17 protein-coding genes are annotated in these 18,894 nt (G+C 70.6%); 6 read left to right on the forward strand and 11 right to left on the reverse strand.

The features are described 5' to 3' along the window. From ACTOWY_RS16755 to ACTOWY_RS16770, 4 genes are all read right to left on the reverse strand, one after another. Positions 1 to 1,158, reverse strand: coding sequence for an epoxide hydrolase family protein (locus tag ACTOWY_RS16755; protein ID WP_441310545.1), 1,158 nt, complete (start codon positions 1,156 to 1,158; stop codon positions 1 to 3). Further along, entirely contained in the window at positions 1,155 to 1,982 is an 828-nt protein-coding gene (locus tag ACTOWY_RS16760; protein ID WP_441310546.1) for an NAD(P)H-binding protein, read from the reverse strand. The genes ACTOWY_RS16755 and ACTOWY_RS16760 overlap by 4 nt, the downstream gene beginning before the upstream one ends. Positions 1,983 to 2,791: 809 nt before the next feature. Next, positions 2,792 to 3,691 (reverse strand): hypothetical protein, encoded by a 900-nt coding sequence (locus ACTOWY_RS16765; RefSeq protein ID WP_441310547.1) that lies wholly within the window; start codon positions 3,689 to 3,691, stop codon positions 2,792 to 2,794. 5 nt (positions 3,692 to 3,696) lie between these two features. Beyond that, positions 3,697 to 4,218, reverse strand: a complete 522-nt coding sequence (locus ACTOWY_RS16770) for a SigE family RNA polymerase sigma factor (protein WP_441310548.1) — start codon at positions 4,216 to 4,218, stop codon at positions 3,697 to 3,699. Positions 4,219 to 4,696: 478 nt separating this feature from the next. On the opposite strand from ACTOWY_RS16770, the gene ACTOWY_RS16775 reads away from it, so the two are divergent. Further along, positions 4,697 to 7,864: a S8 family serine peptidase gene (locus tag ACTOWY_RS16775; protein ID WP_441310549.1), complete on the forward strand. Its 3,168-nt coding sequence runs from the start codon at positions 4,697 to 4,699 to the stop codon at positions 7,862 to 7,864. Positions 7,865 to 7,906: 42 nt separating this feature from the next. On the opposite strand, the gene ACTOWY_RS16780 is transcribed toward ACTOWY_RS16775, so the two are convergent. Together ACTOWY_RS16780 and ACTOWY_RS16785 are read right to left on the reverse strand one after the other, a co-directional pair. Further along, complete coding sequence (locus ACTOWY_RS16780; protein WP_441310550.1) at positions 7,907 to 8,146, reverse strand: hypothetical protein; 240 nt, start codon at positions 8,144 to 8,146, stop codon at positions 7,907 to 7,909. A gap of 164 nt (positions 8,147 to 8,310) precedes the next feature. Further along, on the reverse strand, positions 8,311 to 9,612 hold the full coding sequence (locus ACTOWY_RS16785; protein WP_441310551.1) for a carboxylesterase/lipase family protein: 1,302 nt from the start codon (positions 9,610 to 9,612) through the stop codon (positions 8,311 to 8,313). Positions 9,613 to 9,696: 84 nt separating this feature from the next. On the opposite strand from ACTOWY_RS16785, the gene ACTOWY_RS16790 reads away from it, so the two are divergent. After that, a complete protein-coding gene (locus ACTOWY_RS16790; RefSeq protein WP_441310552.1) occupies positions 9,697 to 10,482 on the forward strand; it encodes an acetoacetate decarboxylase family protein in 786 nt (261 codons plus the stop codon). On the opposite strand, the gene ACTOWY_RS16795 is transcribed toward ACTOWY_RS16790, so the two are convergent. Then, positions 10,425 to 11,135, reverse strand: a complete 711-nt coding sequence (locus ACTOWY_RS16795; RefSeq protein ID WP_441310553.1) for a gamma-glutamyl-gamma-aminobutyrate hydrolase family protein — start codon at positions 11,133 to 11,135, stop codon at positions 10,425 to 10,427. The two genes, ACTOWY_RS16790 and ACTOWY_RS16795, sit on opposite strands and share 58 nt — an antisense overlap. Beyond that, positions 11,132 to 12,595 (reverse strand): aldehyde dehydrogenase family protein, encoded by a 1,464-nt coding sequence (locus ACTOWY_RS16800; protein ID WP_441310554.1) that lies wholly within the window; start codon positions 12,593 to 12,595, stop codon positions 11,132 to 11,134. The genes ACTOWY_RS16795 and ACTOWY_RS16800 overlap by 4 nt, the downstream gene beginning before the upstream one ends. Before the next feature lie 77 nt (positions 12,596 to 12,672). Between ACTOWY_RS16800 and ACTOWY_RS16805 the strand changes: the two genes are divergently transcribed. Genes ACTOWY_RS16805 through ACTOWY_RS16820 form a run of 4 tightly spaced genes read left to right on the forward strand, consistent with a single transcriptional unit; the run spans position 12,673 to position 16,636 of the window. After that, complete coding sequence (locus ACTOWY_RS16805; RefSeq protein ID WP_441310555.1) at positions 12,673 to 14,130, forward strand: aldehyde dehydrogenase; 1,458 nt, start codon at positions 12,673 to 12,675, stop codon at positions 14,128 to 14,130. Continuing rightward, positions 14,130 to 15,023 carry a catechol 1,2-dioxygenase gene (locus ACTOWY_RS16810; RefSeq protein ID WP_441310556.1) on the forward strand — a complete coding sequence of 298 codons (894 nt, stop codon included), beginning with the start codon at positions 14,130 to 14,132 and terminating at the stop codon, positions 15,021 to 15,023. The genes ACTOWY_RS16805 and ACTOWY_RS16810 overlap by 1 nt, the downstream gene beginning before the upstream one ends. Continuing rightward, positions 15,020 to 15,871 (forward strand): fumarylacetoacetate hydrolase family protein, encoded by an 852-nt coding sequence (locus ACTOWY_RS16815; protein ID WP_441310557.1) that lies wholly within the window; start codon positions 15,020 to 15,022, stop codon positions 15,869 to 15,871. The genes ACTOWY_RS16810 and ACTOWY_RS16815 overlap by 4 nt, the downstream gene beginning before the upstream one ends. Positions 15,872 to 15,880: 9 nt before the next feature. Continuing rightward, a complete protein-coding gene (locus tag ACTOWY_RS16820) occupies positions 15,881 to 16,636 on the forward strand; it encodes an SDR family NAD(P)-dependent oxidoreductase (RefSeq protein ID WP_441310558.1) in 756 nt (251 codons plus the stop codon). Between the two features lie 371 nt (positions 16,637 to 17,007). Here ACTOWY_RS16820 and ACTOWY_RS16825 read toward each other — a convergent pair whose 3' ends face one another. The 3 genes from ACTOWY_RS16825 to ACTOWY_RS16835 all read right to left on the reverse strand — a co-directional run bounded on the left by ACTOWY_RS16825 (position 17,008) and on the right by ACTOWY_RS16835 (position 18,849). Then, positions 17,008 to 17,622 (reverse strand): TetR/AcrR family transcriptional regulator, encoded by a 615-nt coding sequence (locus ACTOWY_RS16825; RefSeq protein ID WP_441310559.1) that lies wholly within the window; start codon positions 17,620 to 17,622, stop codon positions 17,008 to 17,010. Positions 17,623 to 17,666: 44 nt separating this feature from the next. After that, complete coding sequence (locus ACTOWY_RS16830; RefSeq protein WP_441310560.1) at positions 17,667 to 17,999, reverse strand: rhodanese-like domain-containing protein; 333 nt, start codon at positions 17,997 to 17,999, stop codon at positions 17,667 to 17,669. A gap of 97 nt (positions 18,000 to 18,096) precedes the next feature. Continuing rightward, complete coding sequence (locus tag ACTOWY_RS16835) at positions 18,097 to 18,849, reverse strand: alpha/beta fold hydrolase (protein ID WP_441310561.1); 753 nt, start codon at positions 18,847 to 18,849, stop codon at positions 18,097 to 18,099. Positions 18,850 to 18,894 lie beyond the last annotated feature (45 nt).

Below are 18,894 nucleotides of genomic sequence, written 5' to 3' on the forward strand. Positions count from 1 at the left end.
TTACGGCCGGAGCAGGCCGCGGAAGAAGTCGCGCACATCCGCGCTGAACAGCTCCGGCGCTTCCATGGCGAAGAAGTGACCGCCACGGTCGTACTCGGTCCAGCGGACGATGTTGTGGTCTCGTTCGGCGAACCGGCGGACGGTGACATCCATGGGCCCCACCAGTACCCCGGTCGGCACCGCACTGGATGTGGTGCTGTGCCCGGAGTCCTCATCGGACCAGGCGGCCGCGGTGATGCTCTCGTAGTAGATCTGGGACGCCGATCCCGCGGTGCCGGTCAGCCAGTAGAGGCTGATGTCGGTCAGCATCCGGTCCCGGGAGATCGACTCCTCCGGCAGCCCTTTCTCCGGGAAGGTCAGCTCCTTGAACTTCTCCATGATCCAGGCCAGCTGCCCCACCGGTGAGTCGTGCAGGGCATAGGCCAGGGTCTGCGGACGCTGGGCCTGGATCTGGAGGTAGCCGTCGTTGAAGATCTGCATCCTCGCCCAGCGGTCCGCGTCGGGCTCGGTCAGCTCGTCCAGTTCGCCTTCGGCCCCGATCTGGAAGGACATCAGGGCGTTCACGTGCACGCCGACGACTCGGTCCGGGACCAGCCGCCCGATGTCCGGCCCGACCCAGGAACCCGTGTCGCCACCCTGCACCCCGTATCGCGCATAGCCCAGCCGGGCCATCAGCTCGACCATCGCGGCCGCCATCCGCTTGCTGTTCCAGCCGGGTTCGGCCAGCGGAGCGGAGAAGGCGAAGCCGGGCAGGGACGGGATCACCAGGTGGAAGGCGTCAGCCGGGTCGCCGCCGTGGGCGACCGGATCGGTCAGCGGACCGATGACGTCCTGGAACTCCACGAACGAGCCTGGCCAGCCGTGTAAGAGGATCAGCGGAGTCGCCCCGGGCTCGGCGGAGGTGACGTGCAGGAAATGCACGGTCTGCCCGTCGATCTCCGTGGTGAACTGCGGGAACTCGTTGAGCGCTGCCTCCTGCGCGCGCCAGTCGTAGGTGGTGCGCCAGTACTCGACCAGCGCACGCAGGTAGTCCGGCGGCACTCCTCGGCTCCAGCCGACGCCGGGTAACGCGTCCGGCCAGCGGGTGGCCGCCAGCCGGACGCGCAGGTCGACCAGATCCACCTCGGGGATGGCGATCCGGAACGGGGAGATCGTCACTGACTTCCCTTGTCAGGCCGGAACAGGTCGGCGTTCTCGGTGGCCCACTGGGCGAAGGTCAGCGCGGGCCGCCCGACGACCTCGCCGACGGTGGGCACCGGGTGCTTGCCGATGTCCGGCGGGTTGGCACCCAGTTCGACCGCGAAGTCGATGTAGTCGGCGTCCATGCCCGCCGCGGCCATCCCGGCCCGCAGCTCCTCCTCGGTCTGCTGCACGACCTTGATCTCATGCCCGGTCGCCGCGGACAGTAAGGCGATCCGCTCGGCCGCGGTCAGTGCCTCGGGCCCGGTCAGCAGGTAGCTCTGGCCAGCGTGCCCGTCCTGGGTAAGGGCGGCCACCGCCACGGCGGCGATGTCGGCCTCGTGCACGGCCGCGCTCGGCGCGTTGCCGAACACCCGGACCAGGCCCTCGGTGCGGATCTCCTCGGCCCACTCGGTGGCATTGGCCATGAACTCCACCGGCCGCAGCCAGGTCCACCCCAGGTCGCTGGCGGAGAGCGCCTGCTCGACGCTGGTCTCCTCCCAGCCACCGAGCACGCTGACCCGCTGGACACCGGCCCGCGCCGCCAGCGCCACCAGCTCGTGCCCGGTCTCCACCGTCCCGTGCCCAGCCACCGTGATCATGTGCAGACCGGTGACACCCTCCAGCGCGGGCTCCACGCTCGCCGGGTTGCTCAGATCGCCACGGGCCAGCTCGACCTCGGCGGGCAGCCCAGCCTGCTCCGGGTTCCGAGTCAGCGCCCGCACCCGGTGCCCCCCGGCCAGCAGCTGCCGCACCACCTGTCGGCCCACCGTGCCAGTCGCCCCAGCCACCAGGATCGTCATTCTTCGCCACCTCTTCGCATCACCACGCCGTCCGTCGACGCTCAGCCCGAAGGCGCCAGGACAGTTCTAGCGATCGCTAGGCGTGCACTGCCGGAGCGGTAGGCGGGGTCTAGCGGACGTGGGCAGGATGGCAGTCGCGCTCTGGCGTTGATCACCGCTGGTGGTGCGTCAGCACGAGCCGGCTGGCGGATGGCCGACCCGACGACGTGCCCAACCCGCCCCGGAATCGCCTAACTGACCTGCCAAAACTGCCCGGCGGCTGCCTGCCCACGGTCTCGGACGCCATCCAGGACCGAGCCCGGCGGCAAAAGCCAGACGCGACCTGGCAGGTGCTAGATGGGACCTGGCGCCTTCGGGTTGAGGCGTGGTGGCCGGTGATCGGACAGAACGGTATCGAGCAGAACGGAATTGGAGTGAACATGAAGACGTAACTATCTGAACACCCTGGTGGCTGGGGTCGAGCACCTGGCACGCCATTGGGCCGAACACCTCGGCAGCCGTATCCGGGACTGGCTGTACTCCGACGCGCTGCATGACCGACTGACCCGCATGGGCGACGTTGCTACCCAGATCGCCATCGCATGCCTGTGAATCCGGCTGGTCACAGCCAGCCGCGGTGCTAGGCCGGGTCGGGCGATGCCGGGCCGAGCCGGTCTGGGTTGGGCAACGCCAGTCTGGGTTGGGCGGGGTTGGGCGACGCCGGGCTGGGCTACGCCGGGCCTAGCAGGCAAGGCCAACTGGCACAGCGGAAAACCCGCGCAGTGGCTGGGGTTGCCAGTGGCCGCGCCCGGCCAGGCAGCGGCGTCCGGTCACGGGGCAGGGAACAGCGTCAGTTCCGGAGCGGTGGCTGCGGCGATCAGGTCGTCCAGGGTGATCGGTGGGGCTGGCCGTTCTGGGATCACCGGGGGGTCCTTGTCCTCATCCGTTGGTGGTCTGACGTGCTTCAGCTCGTGAGCGGTGTTCGAGGTGTACAGCACGATCCTGGTGCCGAGGTGGTAGACCTCGACGCCGTAGCTGATCACCCCGGGGCCCTTGTCGCTGCCGGTGCGCACGAGGATGGTCTCCCCCCGAGGGCCTTTGCGCACCTCACAGGATGGGACGGGGATCGTGCTGGTGTTCGTGCAGTTCTTGGTCAGTTGTTCGGTGTAGTTCTTGGTGGTCAGGCCGATGTTCACCGACACACTGCCGGTTCCCTTGGCATCGGTCACGTCCAGCGGGAGCTGGTAGTAGACCGTGGAGGTCTGGTTGGAGCTGAACACATCGGTTGCCGCACCCTCTGCTGGGACGCGCAGCGCATCGGTTGGTTTGGGGCGGGCGAGCTTCGCGCCCGCGGGCAGATTGGGGAGCAGCACCTCGGCCAGCACACAGGTGAGGCGCTTCTCGGCGTGTTGGGTGGGCTCGGCTGGGATCAGCCAGTTCTCCTTGAGGCGCTCCTCCCAGCGTGGCTGGGGCGGGCCCCAGTCCTTGCCGGGAGTGCCGCACCGGCTCGCGGGGGTGACCCCGTTACCGCCCCCAAGAACCCCGGGCAGCACCGCGGCGGCCAGCGCGATCGCGGCCACCCCGGCCACTGTCGCGGTCGCGGCGCCGATCAGTCTGCGCCGCCGGGACCGGCGTGCGGCCCGCAGGGTTTCCTGGAAGTCCAGGCGCAGTGGCGGTTCGGCGGTGAACACGTAGGCGCGCAGCTCCTCGCGCAGGGTCTGGTCTTCCACGTCCTTCACTCCTCCGTCACCGCGGCCAGGGCCGACTCGGCGCGGGCCGACTCGGCGAAACCCGCGCGCAGGGCCGCGACGCCGCGGGCCGTCTGGCTCTTGACCGTGCCCTGGGCCACCTTGAGCAATTCCGCGACCTCGGCGATCGGCAGGTCTTCCAGATAGCGCAACACCACCATCGCCCGTTGCTGGGGCGGTAAGCCGGCCAGGGCGGTGGCCAGGTCGAGCCGGATGTTGCTGTCGTGGGCTGGTGGCGTCGGCCGGTCCGGCACGTCCGCGACACTGTGTTCCCTGCCCTTGGTGCGGGTTCCGCTGAGGAAGACGTTGATCAGCACCCGGCGGGCGTAGGCGTCGACGGTCTCCTTGCGGATCTTGCGCCAGGACCGGTACAGCCGGATGAAGGCGGCCTGCACCAGATCCTCGGCCAGGTGCCAGTCGCCGCACATCGCGTATGCGAGCCGCCGGAGTGAGGGTGCACGCGCGCTGAAGTACTCGGCGTAGTCCCGCTCCCAGGCTGGGATGGCCACATTCGCTCCTCGTCTTCCGGCTGCCCGTACTACCCGCCTGACCCCTCGAAAAGTTCAGTTGATCCGGCGCGAACTTTTCCGGGCCACGCTGGAGTAGTTCTGTACGTCCGCTGAAGGTCAGTGGACGTCAGGGAGGGACTCGATGCGGAAACGCAGACAGTCGGCAGGAGTGGTCGCGGGCATCGCGCTGCTGGTCAGCGCGGGATTGCCGGGCACGGCGCTGGCCGGGCAGGCACCGGAGCACCCGACGGGGCGGGCAGCAGAGCGGGCGGTGGCACGGGCACCGGGGCACCCAACGGGCCAGCCAGCGGAAGGGCCACCGGAGCTGCAGACGGATGCGGCGGCGGGGCGGCTGGCGGCAGGGGCAGCGGGACTGCCTGCGGAAAGGTCGGCGACAACGGCTGCGGGACTGCCGGCGGCAACGGCAGCGGGACTGTCAGCCGAGCGGCTGGCGGAACGGTCGGCGGAGCGCCGATCGGTGACGCTGGTGACCGGGGACCAGGTGCTGCTCGAACCCAACGGTGAACCACGCGAGGTGCGCCGAGGGCCGGGCCGGGAACAGATGTCCTTCAGCGTGCAGCGGCGGCACGGACGACACCACGTCATCCCGGCGGACGCGCGAGCACTGCTGGCCGAGGGCAAGCTCGACCAGCGGCTCTTCGACGTGACCGCGCTGGCCGGGTTCGGCTACACCGACGACAAGCGCGCCGACCTGCCGCTGATCCTCGGCTATCAGGGCAGCGGGCCACGAGCCAGGGCACGCACCTTCCCTGGGGTCGCCGGGGTCACCGTGCACAGCGAACTGTCCAGTGTCACCGGGCTGAGCGTCGGTGTCGCCAAACGGGACGCGAGCACGCTGTGGGCCGCGCTGACCGGGGGCACCGGGCTAGGCGCCGGCGTGGCCAAGGTGTGGTTGAACGGCAAGCGCACACCACTGCTGGACAAGAGCACCGCGCAGATCGGCGCGCCGGCTGCCTGGCAGGGCGGGCACACCGGCAAAGGTGTCACGGTCGCGGTGCTGGACACCGGGATCGACACCGGCCATCCCGACCTCGCCGGGCGGGTGGCCGCGGCGAAGAACTTCACCGCTGAGGAGGCCAAGGACTTCGTCGGGCACGGGACGCACGTGGCCTCGATCCTGGCCGGGCGTGGCGAGAAGTACCGGGGTGTCGCGCCGGAGGCCACGCTGCTCGACGGCAAGATCTGCGATCGGGACGGGTGCGCGGAGGACGGGATCCTGCGCGGGATGGAGTGGGCCGCGGCCGAAAAGGCGGCCAAGGTGGTCAACTTCAGTGTTGGTGGGGATGACGCACCGGGGCTGGACCCGGTGGAGCAGGCCGTCAACACCCTCACCGAGCGGCACGGCACGTTGTTCGTGGCCGCCGCGGGCAACGCCGACGGCCGCTGCACGGTGAACTCCCCGGCCAGTGCCGACGCCGCGCTCGCGGTGGGCGCGGTGGATCGCGCCGATCAGGTGGCCGACTTCTCCTGCATCGGACCCCGGGCCGGTGACGGGGCGATCAAGCCCGACCTCACCGCTCCTGGCGTGGACATCGTCGCGGCGCGGTCCCAGCACAGTGAGGGCAAGCCGGAGGAGCGCCACGTCGCCATGTCCGGCACCTCGATGGCCACTCCGCACGTGGCCGGTGCGGCCGCGATCCTGGCCGGTCAGCACCCGGACTGGCGCGCGGACCGGATCAAGTCGGTGCTGATGGCCTCGGCCAGGCCGCACCCGGAGCGGACCGTGTTCGAGCAGGGCGCAGGGCGGGTCGACGTGGCGGCCGCGGTGACCACCTCGGTCACCTCCGCCCCGACCGCGCTGAACCTGGGTACCCAGCGGTTCCCGCATCACGACGACGAGCCCGTGGTGCGCGCCGTGACCTATCACAACGCCGGGTCCACGCCGGTGACGCTGACTCCCGGGTTCGAGGTCCGCGGCCCGGGTGGGGTCCAGCCGCCGACGGGCATGTTCACCGTCTCGCCCGCGACCGTGACGGTGCCGGCCGGCGGGTCAGCGCCGGTGACGATCACCGCGGACACCAGGAAGGGCGGCCCGGACGGCCAGTACACCGGCCGGCTCGTGGCCAAGGCCGGTGCGCTGACCGTGCAGACGCCGTTCGTGATCGAGCAGGAGGTCCCCAGCTACGACCTCACGATCGTGCACCGGGACCGCGCCGGCGCGAACACCGCCAAGCACTCGACCCACGTGGTGTTCCTGTCCCACAACGACTATCGCTCGCCGACCAGCGCGGACGGGGTCGTGAAGGTCAGGTTGCCCCAGGGGCGGTACCTGGTCGAGACCATGATCGAGAGCCCGGCGCGAACACCGGCCGCCCGGGACATCGCGTTGCTCACCCAGCCCACCGTCGATCTCACCGGCGACACCACGGTGGTCCTGGACGCGGCCATCAGCAAACCGGTGCGGGTGACCGTGCCGCCCGATAACGCGAAGCTGCTGCACGCCGAGATCGCCACTGCCCGCGCAACCCAGCAGTGGCCGTGGTGGAACGCCTGGGTCGGGCCGACCTTCGACGGTGTGCACACCGGGCACGTCGGGCCGCCCGCCGCGGCGACGGAGTTCTCCATGAACGTGCACGGCCAGTGGGCGGAGCCGGAAACGCCGGGGCGCGGTGAGCGGGCTCCGTACTTCTATTCGCTGTCCTGGCAGGAAAACGGCCGCATGCCCACCGGTTTCACCCGGAAGGTCGACCACGCCGGGCTGGCCAGGTTCGAGGCCAACTACCGGGCCACCGGCGACGGCCAGGCGGCCAGGGCACTGCTGTGGGAGGTGCTGCCCAACGGCAGGCACACCCTGGGCCTGAAGCTGACCCTGCCATTGCCGCACAAGCGGATCGAGTACCGCAACGCGGAGTTCGAGACGCTCGACTACGTCGATGTGGTCCGGGCCGCGGATCCGACCGGCTATCCGCTGCACAGCCTGCAGACCGGGATCACCCGCCATCGGGCCCAGAACTACGTCACGACCTGGAATGGCGCGCCGTTCTCGCCCTCCTACCGTTGGTATGCGGGAGCGACCCGGCAGGGCGACAACCTCACGATCAGTATTGACCCGCACAGCGATCAGGACGGGCACAACGGCTACTACGCGGGGCCGCACCAGCGCGCCACCCTGTTCCGGGACGGCAAGGAGATCGGCGAGGGGCATTCGATCGGGAACTTCCGGATGCGGGTTCCGCCCTCGGCCGGGAACTACCGGCTGCAGAGCGAGCACATCGGCACGGGCATGACCGGATTCTCCACCAAGGTGCTGAGCACGTGGACATTCCGTTCCGAACACGTGCCGGGAACCGAACCGGCGAAACTGCCGCTGCACCTGATCAAATTCGCGCCGAGACTGGACGAGCACAACCGGGCGCCCGCGGACCGGGACTTCCTCATTCCGGTGCGGGTGGAACAGCAACTGGGCGCCCCGGCCCGGACCATCCGCCAGTTGACGACGGAGGTCTCCTATGACGACGGGGTCACCTGGACGACCGCCGAGAAGATCGTCGGACATGACGGGAACGCCATCGTCCGGGTCCGGCACCCACACGGAAATGGGTTCGTCTCACTGCGGGCCAAGGCCGTCGACCAGGCCGGTGAGTCGATCGAGCACACGATTGTCCGGGCCTATCGCCTGGGCTGAGCGCTGAACGCGGGTGTGGCCGGTCGCTCCGGCCACACCCGTTCAGGCCGCGCAGGTCACCTCGCGAGAGAGGGCGAGCGGATTCAGGTTGCTGCTGTAGGAGATCCAGAACTTGTGCGTCCGGCGAGGAGCTTTCCCCTTCTTCTGCCAGACGGTTGTTGTGCGGTAGGCCCACTGAAACGGACCGGCGAACTGAGACTCGGGTTTGCATACCGGGGGCGGGATGGCCGGCGGCGGAGTGATGCTGACAGTGACGCCCGCCGACGCCTCCGAATAGGTCACCACTCCACTCAACGCCATCAAGGCCGCGACAAGAGACAACCTTGGCAACCATCGACGGAAATTTCCTGCTTTTGACGCTGTTGATCCCCTGGCCACACCACTGAGCATGACCACAGCCCGACTTCGGCAACAGTGGAGTTACGCTCGCACCAGTCGTGAATTTGTCACGACTCCGCCACTGCGGGCAGGGTCACGAGTTCGGCGGGCAGGTCGAAGGCCATGGCCTGGCGGTCGGCCAGGGTGTAGCCGGGCCAGCCGGGATCGCCGGTGCGGACGAAGCCGGTCCACGCGGTCTGCGCCGCCTCGACCAGGCGGGCCTGCTGGTCCGGGGTGCCCGCGAGCAGCGGCGAACCGGCGAACTCGGCCAGGGTGCCGAAGACATACGGCAGCTCGGCGCAGTGGTACACGCCGTTGTCCTCCGGCCAGCGCCACCAGAAGAACGGGACCGGCCTGCCGACCTCGGCGCGATGCTCCGCCAGACGGAGGCTGCCCGTGACGAAGTGCGCGGCGAAGGCATCCGGCGGGATGTGCGGCGGCAGGCCCTCGACCCGTTCGCCCGCGGTGCAGCCGATCATCAGGTCCAGGTGGTCCAGGCCGCCCGCGATGGCCGCCGCGCCCGGCGCCGTGGTCAGCACCCGGCCGTCGACGTGGGGGATGAACGTCGGGCTGCCGGGTGCGATCGTGCGCCACTCCCGCGCGGCGGCGAGTTGCGCGGCCAGGACCTGGTCGGTGGTGAGCGCGCGCAGCGCGGCCAGGTCGCCGTCCGGGATGCCCGCCGCGGTGCGGAACAACCCGGCGGTGAGGATGGCGCGGTCCTCGTGGCCGGTGTCCACGTCGAACGGGGTGCTCTGCAGGATCGCCCGCCGGAACAGACTCCTCGCCCGGGGCAGGGTGGCCAGGGCGAGGATCGAGTAGGCGCCCGCGGACTGCCCTGCGACGGTGACCTGGTCCGGGTCGCCGCCGAAGGCGTCGATGTTGGCCCGGACCCACTCCAGCGCGGCCAGCTGGTCCTGGAGACCGAAGTTGCCCTCTCCTTTGGGCGTGCGCAGGTAACCGAGCGCGCCGAGGCGGTAGTTCACGCCGACCACGACGACGCCGCGGCGGGCCAGGTGCTCGCCGGAGTAGCAGGCGGCCGAGGCCGAGCCGAGCTGGAACAGGCCGCCGTGCAGCCAGACCAGCACCGGCAAGCCCTCGGCGTGCTCCGGGGCCCAGACGTTGACGGTGAGGCAGTCCTCGCCGAAGCCGGGCACTGCCTTGGGCACCAGCCTGCTCGGCGCCGGGTCCTGCACCGCGGCCAGGCCGGGGGCGGTGGCGTCCCGGACACCGGTCCACGGCAGCACCGGCGCGGGCGCGGCGAAGCGCAGCTCGCCGAGCGGCGGGGCGGCGTACGGGATGCCGAGATAGGCGCGGACGCCGCTGCTCAGGACGCCGCGCAGAGCGCCGCTGGTGATCGACACCGTGGTCATGGTCGCATTCTCGCCCATCCCTGACACCGCGTCCGCGCATTTACCCCCGTTGTGTCGTTTGGGTCCAAACGATATAACGGGGGTATGCAGGGATTCCTCTACCCGCGGACGCCGAGCGGCCGGGCCGCGCTGGTGCCGCCGCCGCCGTGGCACTACTCCGGCGATCTGCTCACCGTGGAGTACCGCACCGATCCGGCCAAGGTCGCCGCCCTGCTCCCGCCGCCGCTGAACCCAGCGCCGGTGGATCCCGGTGCGGTGGCGGTGATCTGGGCGGACTGGCAGTCCTGTTCGGACGGTCGGGCCGAGCTGCTGGACCCGGTGCGCAGTCAGTACAAGGAATGCTTCGTGGTGGTGCGCTGCGAGTTCGGCGGCCGGATCTACTCGCGGTGCGTCTACATCTGGGTGGACAAGGACTTCGCCATCGCCCGCGGCCTGCACCAGGGCTATCCGAAGAAGCTGGGCAGCATCCACCAGACCCGCCCGCACCCGCACGGTCCGGCGCCGCGGATCGAGGCCGGGGCCCGCTTCGGCGCGACGCTGGCCGCGGCGGACCGGCGACTGGCCGAGGCCGTGGTGGAACTGGTGGAACCGGCGCAGCGCAACGGTTTTGTCAACGGCCACCCGATGGCGCACCACCGCTGGCTGCCCGGGATCGAACGCGGCACGCCGGACGCGCTGGCTCAGCTGGTCGCCTCCGGGGCCGCCTCGGGCGAGGCCGGGCAGCCCTGGCGGGGCACCGCGGAGTTGCGGTTGTTCGAGGCCCCGACCGAGGAACTGGCCGACCTGACCGTGGAGGAGCCGATCGGCGCCTACTACAACCAGCTCGGCGCGACCTGGGACGGCGGCAGCGTGCTGGCCGAGCGGGTCTGACAGGCCGCGGCGAACTCGGCGAAGAGCCGTTGCTGGGCCGGGTCGGTGTGCGCGGTGTCCTCCGGATGCCATTGCACACCAAGGAACCAGCCGCGTGCCGACACCGCGCGCACCGCCTCGATGGTGCGGTCCTTGGCGAAGGCGATCGGTGAGAGTCCGCGGCCCAGGGTGGCGATGCGCTGGTGGTGAAAGCAGGACACCGTCATCGGGCCCTCGCAGGTGGTGATGCCGTGCACCAGGTTGCGGTGCGCGCCGGGTCCCATGTCCTGTTCCAGGGTGCCGCCCAGGGCCACGTTGACCACGTGCAGGCCGCGGCAGACCGCGAACAGCGGGCGTCCGCTGGCCAGCGCCCACTCGGCCAAGGCGAGGTCGAACAGGTCCTGTTCGGCGTCCACGTCGTACACGGTGTCGCTGACCACCCGCTGGCCGTAGCAACCCGGGTCCAGATCACCGCCGCCGGGCAGCAGCACACCGTCGGCGAAACCGAACCGCTGCTCCAGGTCATCCGGCGAATCCGGGTGCACGGCAAGGGGTTCCGCGCCCGCCCGGAGCACCGCGGCGGACAGCGCGCGAGCGGTGACCAGGGCGGCGTAGCGCAGCGCCGAGGCTCTCGCGGCGAAGCGAGCGGGGATGATCACGCGCGGTCGGTTCATGGCAGAGAGATCCAGGTGGTGGTCAGGTCGGTGAACTTGTCCAGGGCGTGGCGGGATTTGTCGCGGCCGTGCCCGGAAAGTCCTATCCCACCGAACGGCACACTTTCGTCCCCTTCCTCATAACAGTTCACCCATACCGTGCCCGCGCGCAGCCGCCGGGACACCCGGTGCGCCACTCCGAGATCGGCCGTCCAGACCGCGGCGGCCAGGCCGTAGCCGGTGTCGTTGGCCAGTTCGACGGCCTGGTCCTCGGTGTCGAAGGTGAGCACGGACAGCACCGGGCCGAAGACCTCCTCGCGCACGATCCGCTGGTCCGGGCGGAGACCGGTGAGCACGGTCGGCGGGAAGTGCAGGCCGTCCGGGGTGCCGCCCAGGGCGAGTTCCGCGCCCTCGGCGACGGCCTGGTCGACGTGGGCCAGGACCGCGTCCCGCTGTTTCGCACTGACCAGTGGGCCCATCCGGGTCGCCGGGTCCAGGGGGTCGCCCGGGGTGTAGTCGGTGGCGCGTTCGGCGATGCGGGTCAGGACTTCCTCGGCGATGGGGCGGTGCAGCAGCAGGCGGGAGCCCGCGGTGCACATCTGGCCGGCGTTGAAGAAGATCGCCCAGGCGGCGGTGTCCGCGGCGGCGGCCAGGTCGGGGGCGTCGGCGAAGATCAGGTTCGGGGATTTGCCACCGAGTTCCAGCCAGACCCGTTTGAGGTTGGAGTCGGCGGCGTAGCGCAGGAATTCCCGGCCGACGGCGGTGGAGCCGGTGAAGGTGAGCACGTCGACGCGGGGGTGGCGGCCCAGGGCGGCGCCGGTGACCGGGCCGGGGCCGTTGAGGATGCTGACCACGCCGTCCGGGAAACCGGCCTCGGCGATCAGGGAGGCCAGGCGCAGGGCGGAGAGCGGGGACTGTTCGGCGGGTTTGAGCAGCACCGTGTTGCCGGCGGCCAGGGCGGGGGCGAGTTTCCAGGCGGCCATGGTGAGTGGGAAGTTCCACGGGGTCACCGCGGCCACCACCCCGGCCGGACGGCGGGTGACCAGGGCCAGCGCACTCGGATCCGTGTCGGCGACCTCGCCCGGTTCCTTGCCCGCGAGTTCGGCGTACCAGCGGAAAGTCCGGGCCACCGCCGGGATCTCGATGTCCAGGGCCTCCCGGATCGGCTTGCCCATCTCCAGGGAGATCAGCAGGGCCAGTGGCTCGGCGTCCCGTTCGATGAGTTCCGCCAGGCGGAACAGGTAGGCTGCGCGCACCTTGGGCCCCGATCGGGACCAGCGCTCGAAGGCCGCGCGTGCCGCCAGCACTGCTCTGTCCACTTGGGACGCTCCGGCCGCGCCGACCTCGGCCACCAACCCGTTCGCCCGCGGCGAGAACACCGGCAACGACTCCTCCGCCTGGACGAACTCCCCGCCGAGGAACACCCCCGCCGGATGCCGCACCCCGCTGGCCCGTTCGATCCACCGATCCCGTGTCAGCACCGCGTCCTCCCACTCTTGACCGGCCCGGCCACACTCCGTATCGTTTGGATCCAAACGATATTCCGGGAGGCAGCGAAATGCCACAGCAGACCGGGCTCGCGGTGGACCCGGGACACTGGATCGGCGGCCGCAGGCAACGCTCCGCGGCGACCTTCACCGACCGCTCCCCCATCGACGGCACGCTGATCGGCGAGTTCGACCGGGGCGGGGCCGCGCAGGTCGACGCGGCGGTCCAGGCCGCCCAGCAGGCCTTCCCCGGCTGGGCGAGGACGCCGAGGGCCGAGCGCGCCCGGCTGCTGCACGCCATCGCCGACGGCATCGAGGCCCGCCTCGATGAACTGGCCGCGGCCGAGACCCTGGACAACGGCGCACTGCTGCGCTCGCACCTGCGCGGGGTGATCCCCCGGGCCGCGCACAACTTCCGCTTTTTCGCCGACTGGCTCACCGACGGCCTGCACCGGGACGATCTGGACACCCGCGGCCACCGCAACCGGATCAGCTGGGACCCGGCCGGGGTGTGCGCGCTGATCACCCCGTGGAACGCGCCGCTGATGCTGGCCACCTGGAAGATCGCGCCCGCGCTGGCCGCCGGGAACACCGTGGTGCACAAGCCCGCCGAATGGTCCCCGGTCACCGCCTCACTGCTGGCCGACATCACCGCCGCGGCCGGACTGCCCGCGGGCGTGTTCAACGTGGTGCAGGGCCTGGGCGCGGAGGCCGGTGACGCGCTGACCCGGCACCCTGGCGTGCGGCGGATCAGCTTCACCGGCTCGGTGCCCACCGCGCGCGACATCGCGGCCAACGCGGCCGCCACGCTGACCCCGGTGTCGCTGGAGCTGGGCGGGAAATCGCCGCTGCTGGTCTTCGCCGACGCCGACCTGGACCTGGCCGTGGACCTCGCGGTCGGCCAGTACGACAACGCCGGTCAGGTGTGCCTGTCCGCGGTCCGGCTGCTGGTCGCCGAGGAGATCCACGACGAGTTCCTGCACCGGTTCCTGGCCAAGGCCGGTCAGCTCAAGCAGGGCGATCCGCGGTTGCCGGAGACCGATCTCGGCCCGCAGATCCACCAGCGGCAGTTCGACCGGATCGACGGCTTCGTCCAGCGCGCACTGGCCGAGGGCGCGACCGCGTTGCTCGGCGGCGGCCCCAACACCGACCTCGGCGGCCTCTACTACCGGCCCACCCTGCTCACCGGCGCGGCGCCCGGCAGCGAGATCCTCACCGAGGAGGTGTTCGGTCCCGTCCTGACGCTGCAACGGTTCCGGACCGAGGCGGAGGCGGTGGCGCTGGCCAACAACACCCGCTTCGGCCTGGCCGCGGCCGTGGTCACCGGTGATCCGGAACGCGCCGAACGCCTCACCCACGACCTGGTCGCCGGGACGGTGTGGGTGAACTGCTTTTTCGTGCGTGATCTGCGCGCGCCCTTCGGTGGCAGCCGCGAGTCCGGGATCGGGCGCGAGGGCGGCGACTGGAGCTTCGACTTCTTCTGCGATGTCAAGAACACCGTGTTCGCACCGAGTGGCTGGGGGAAGTAGTGGGTGAGGTGGTGGGCGCGGGCCTGCTCTCGCACGTGCCGACGATCATGCTGGCGGAGAGCATCCGGCGGGAGTTGAACAACGGCAAGGACACCACGCTGGTCGCCGGGTTGCACCGGCTGCGCGCCGAGGTCTTCGACGTGCTCGACTACGACACCGTGGTGGTGCTGGACTCGCACTGGGCGACCACGGTGGAGTTCGTGGTCACCGCGCAGGACCACCGCGCCGGGCTGTTCACCTCCGAGGAACTGCCCCGCGGCATGTGCCGGATCCCCTACGACTTTCCCGGCGATCCCGAGCTGGCGCAGGCGATCGCGGCGCACGGCGAGTCCAGGGGCACCTGGATCACCCCGATCGCCGACCACTACCTGCCGATCTACTACGCCACCGTCAACCTGTGGCATTACCTTGGCGCGCCAGGGAAACGCTGGATCTCCATCGGGGTTTGCCAGACCGCGGAGGAGGAGGACAACCTGCGGCTGGGCCGGGCGCTGGCCGACGGCATCGCGGCCACCGACCGCAAGGTGCTGCTACTGGCCTCCGGCGCGCTCTCGCACCGGTTCTGGCCACTGCGGCAACTCCGCGATCATGAAGCCTCCGGGGTCGAGCACATCTTCACCCCCGAGGCGGCCAAGGCCGATCTGGAGCGCATCGACTGGTTCGGCGCGGGTGATCACGCCCGGGTGCTGGACACCATGGCCGAGTTCCGCAAGTTCAAGCCGGAGGCGGGTTTCGCGCACTATCTGATGCTGGCCGGGGCACTCGGCGAGCACCGGTGGACCGCGCCCGGCAGGCTGTTCTCCGCCTACGAGAACGCCATCGGCACCGGACAGGCGCACATCTGGTTCGACCGGCCGGCCGGCGGCTGGACCGGCGACGGAGCGGAAGGGTGAGCACCGTGGAGTACCGCCGCATCCTGCTCGACGGCGTGGTCACCGAGGTGCACCGGATCGGTGACCGCCTGGTGTCCAGGGACGGCCGCGCGATCAGCGTCACCGAGGCCGCGCACCTGGCCCCGGTACAGCCGAGCAAAATCGTCGCGGTGCACCTCAACTACCGCAGCCGGGTCGAGGAGTTCGGCACCCGATTGCCTGACGCGCCAACGTATTTCCACAAACCGGTGTCCGCGCTCAACGCGCACGGCGGCGATGTGGTGCGACCGGCGGGCTGCAAATTCCTCAACTACGAAGGCGAGATCGCGGTGGTGATCGGCCGCACCTGCCGCAACATCGCGCCTGCCGACGCCGGGCACTACATCGCCGGGTACACCGTGGCCAATGACTACGGGCTGCACGACTTCCGGGACACCGACGCCGGATCCATGTTGCGGGTCAAGGGATCCGACACCCTGGCGCCGATCGGACCGGGGGTGGTGCCGGACTGGGACTTCCACGGCAAGCGGATCCGCACCCTGGTCAACGACGAGGTGGTGCAGGAGGGGAACACCGACGAGATGCGGTGGGACATGCACTACCTGGTCGCCGACATCGCCCGCACCATCACCCTGATCCCCGGCGATGTGCTGCTCACCGGCACCCCGGCCAACTCCCGCCCGGTCGAACCGGGAGATGTGGTGGAGGTCGAGGTGGAGGGGCTCGGCGTGCTGCGCAACCGGATCGTCACCGGGCCGGAGCCGGTACGCGCCGATGTGGGCGCGCAGCCGACCGAGTCCGAGGAAGTGCGCTCGACCGCGCTGGGCGGGGACTGGGAGTTCCGGGGCATTCGCCCGCCAGCGCGGTAGGTTGGCCTGATGTTGCTGGAACGCAAGCAGGCAGTCATCTACGGCGCCGCGGGCCAGATCGGCAGCGCGGTGGCCGCCGAATTCGCCCGCCAGGGCGCCACCGTGCACCTCACCGGCCGCACCCAGTCCCGCCTGGACGCGCTCGCGGAGACCATCCGCGCCGAGGGCGGCCGGGCGGAGACCGCCGTGGTCAACGCGCTGGACGAGCCCGCGGTGGACGCGCACGCCGCCGAGGTCGCCGCACGGTTCGGCAGCCTGGACATCTCCTTCAACCTGATCACCCACGGCGACGTCCAGGGCATCCCCCTGGAACAGATGTCCACAGTGGACGTCATGACGGTGGTGGACACCGCGGTGCGCACCACCTTCATCACCTCCCGCGCCGCCGCCCGCCACATGATCCGGCAACGCTCCGGCGTGATCCTCACCTTCGGCGGCAAGGGCGACCCGGTGCCCGGCTACCACCTGGGCGGGCTGCAGGTCGCCTTCGACGCGGTGGACTCGCTGCGCCGGGCGATGGCCAACGAGTGGGGCAAATACGGCATCCGCGCGGTCACCCTGCTGACCTCGGGGATCATCGACTCCGTCCCGGCGGGCGACCCCGCGATGGCCGAGATCCTGCAAGGCATGGTGGACGGGACGATGCTCAAGCGGGCGGCCACCCGGGAGGATGTGGGGCGGGTGGCGGCGTTCGCGGCCTCGGAACACGCGCGCACGATCACCGGATCGCCGATCAACATCAGCTGCGGCGCGATCGTGGACTGAGCGGGAATCCCGGCCCGCGGCGGAAAAGCAGGCGGCCACCACGGGTGACGGGCGTGTGGGGTGGCCGCCCACGAACCCCACCCTAGTCCCGGCGAACCCGGCCCCGGGCCCGCGGCGGACGAGGCTGTCCGAACGGTCATACGCCCCTACCCGAACGGTCCGTCCCGGTGGCCGTTCCCGGTCAAGCACGCCTACCGACCGCCCGGACGGGCTAGGCGAATCCGCCCGGACAGCAAGTCCCGGCCCGCAACCCGCCGGCGTGTTGGCCGTTGTCGTACCCAGTCTTGGCCGAACTGGCACACCAATCGGCCAACACACCGCCCATAACGGCCAACACACCGTACGACAACGGCCAACACGGTGTGGGGTCGTCACACCGTGCCGTCGAGCACCGCCCGCACCAACCGCTCGCCACCGGCGAGCACCCGCGCCAGGTCGAACTCGGCCCTGGTCGCCTGACGCAGGTCGGCCGCCAGCGGCGCGAGCAGGGCGTGCGCGAGGTAGTCGGCATCCAGCGCCGGCCGGGCCTCGGTCAGCAGGATGACGACGTGCCGGTGCCAGAACCGGTAGGCGCCGACCCGGTAGCGCGCGCCCGGACTGGCGGTCTCGGACAGGTGCACCAGGTCCAGGTTGATCTCCAGGAACTCGGCGTAGGCGCGGTGGAAGGCGAGCAGGCGATCACCCGCCGCCGCACCCGGCCCCAGCGGCGGCGGGCCGCTGATGATCGCGCCCTGGAGGTCGCGTTCCCTGGCGTCCAGCAGGGCCGCCGCCATCCCGGCCTTGTCGCCGAAGCGGCGGAACAGGGTGCCCTTGCCGACCTTGGCGGCCGCGGCGATCTGGTCCATGGACACGCCGTGCACGCCGTGCCGCTCGAACAACTCGGCCGCGGCCGCCAGGATCTTCAGCCGGTTCCGGGCGGCGTCGGCGCGCTCCCTTGGCGGGCTCTGGCCGATCTGCAGCAGTTCGGTTTCCGGTTGCTCTCCCATAGCAAGGGGACCTTAGTCCGAATCCCGGCCAGGGCGCGGACGGCTCAGCCGCGGGTGCTCGCCACGGGCAGGCCGGCCCGCACCCAGTCCTGGATGCCCTCGCGGTACTTGCGCACGTTGGTGTAGCCCAGCGCGGTCAGCCGGTCGGCGACCTGGCCGCTGTTCGGGCAGGTCGGACCGGTGCAGTAGGTGACGATCGGCGCGTCCCGGTCCGGCAGCAGCCCGGCCGCCTTCGCCTCCACGTCGGCCAGCACCAGTTCGAGCGCGCCCGGCAGGTGCTGCTGGGCGTAGTACTCGCCGCCCAGGGTGTCCAGCACGAGCACGGACCGGTGTTCGATCGCGGCCCGCAGCTCGTCCCGGGTGATCAATGCGGTCATGGTTCGCTCCCTCAGATATTCGGACCGTGGTCCGCTTGATTCCGAAGGTAGCGGACCACGGTCCGTTTCTGCAAGCTCAGGAGAGCGACCTGCGCGCTCAGCCCAGGAAGCGGGTCAGCATCGGCAGCACCAGGTCCACCCGGCGCACCACCTCCATGTGCGTGGTCCCCGGCAGCACCGCCAGCTGCGCGTTCGGCAGGTGCCGGTGGAACTCGAGCGCGTGGTCCAGCCGGATGAAGTCGTTGTCGCCCACGATGAGCAGCGACTCCGCGGTGATCCGGCCGAGCTGCTCCGGCGTCCAGCCCGCCCAGCCGTGCACGGTGACCTGGAGCTTCTCCAGGAACTTGTTGAAGTGATCCGGGTCGGGGGCGACCGCTCGGTAGGCGGTGACCATCGCGGCGAAGTCCGCCTCGGTGGGCAGCAGGTCGGAGGTCTGCGCCGGATCGGTGATCTCCGGCTTGTACCCGTCCGGGTGGAAGTGGGTGGCGGCCAGCGCCAGCTTGCCCACCCGGTCCGGGTAGTCCAGGCCGACCTGGGCGGCGACCAGGCCGCCGAGGCTGTAACCGAACAGGTCTGCCTGCTCGACGCCCAGGTGGTCCAGCACACCGATCACGTCGGCGGCGAAGCCTGCGATGCTGCCCGCGACCTCCCGGTCGGCGGTGTGGCCGTGGCCCTGCAGCTCGATCGCGATCACCTGGTGCTGCTGCGCGAGGGAGCCCACGAGCGACCCGAAGGACAGGTCGATGGTGAGCGCCCCGCCGTGCAGCAGGACCAGCGGGCTACCCGCGCCGTGGATCTCGTAGTACACGGCCAGGTCGGACAGCGGGGCGTAGCCAGTGGTGCCGGTCATGGTCCATCTCCTTGTTCGACGCCTTCACCAGCATGGACGGGTTTG

Origin of the sequence: Crossiella sp. CA198, assembly GCF_052078295.1 — a bacterium.
Classification (GTDB): Bacteria; Actinomycetota; Actinomycetes; order Mycobacteriales; family Pseudonocardiaceae; genus Crossiella.

Bases quoted from the DNA above. Each gene is read 5' to 3' on its own strand.
- ACTOWY_RS16760 (WP_441310546.1), bottom strand. From the start codon at position 1,982: ATGACGATCCTGGTGGCTGGGGCGACTGGCACGGTGGGCCGACAGGTG.
- ACTOWY_RS16785 (WP_441310551.1), bottom strand. From the start codon at position 9,612: ATGACCACGGTGTCGATCACCAGCGGCGCTCTGCGCGGCGTCCTGAGC.
- ACTOWY_RS16790 (WP_441310552.1), top strand. From the start codon at position 9,697: ATGCAGGGATTCCTCTACCCGCGGACGCCGAGCGGCCGGGCCGCGCTG.
- ACTOWY_RS16795 (WP_441310553.1), bottom strand. From the start codon at position 11,135: ATGAACCGACCGCGCGTGATCATCCCCGCTCGCTTCGCCGCGAGAGCC.
- ACTOWY_RS16805 (WP_441310555.1), top strand. From the start codon at position 12,673: ATGCCACAGCAGACCGGGCTCGCGGTGGACCCGGGACACTGGATCGGC.
- ACTOWY_RS16820 (WP_441310558.1), top strand. From the start codon at position 15,881: ATGTTGCTGGAACGCAAGCAGGCAGTCATCTACGGCGCCGCGGGCCAG.
- ACTOWY_RS16825 (WP_441310559.1), bottom strand. From the start codon at position 17,622: ATGGGAGAGCAACCGGAAACCGAACTGCTGCAGATCGGCCAGAGCCCG.
- ACTOWY_RS16830 (WP_441310560.1), bottom strand. From the start codon at position 17,999: ATGACCGCATTGATCACCCGGGACGAGCTGCGGGCCGCGATCGAACAC.
- ACTOWY_RS16835 (WP_441310561.1), bottom strand. From the start codon at position 18,849: ATGACCGGCACCACTGGCTACGCCCCGCTGTCCGACCTGGCCGTGTAC.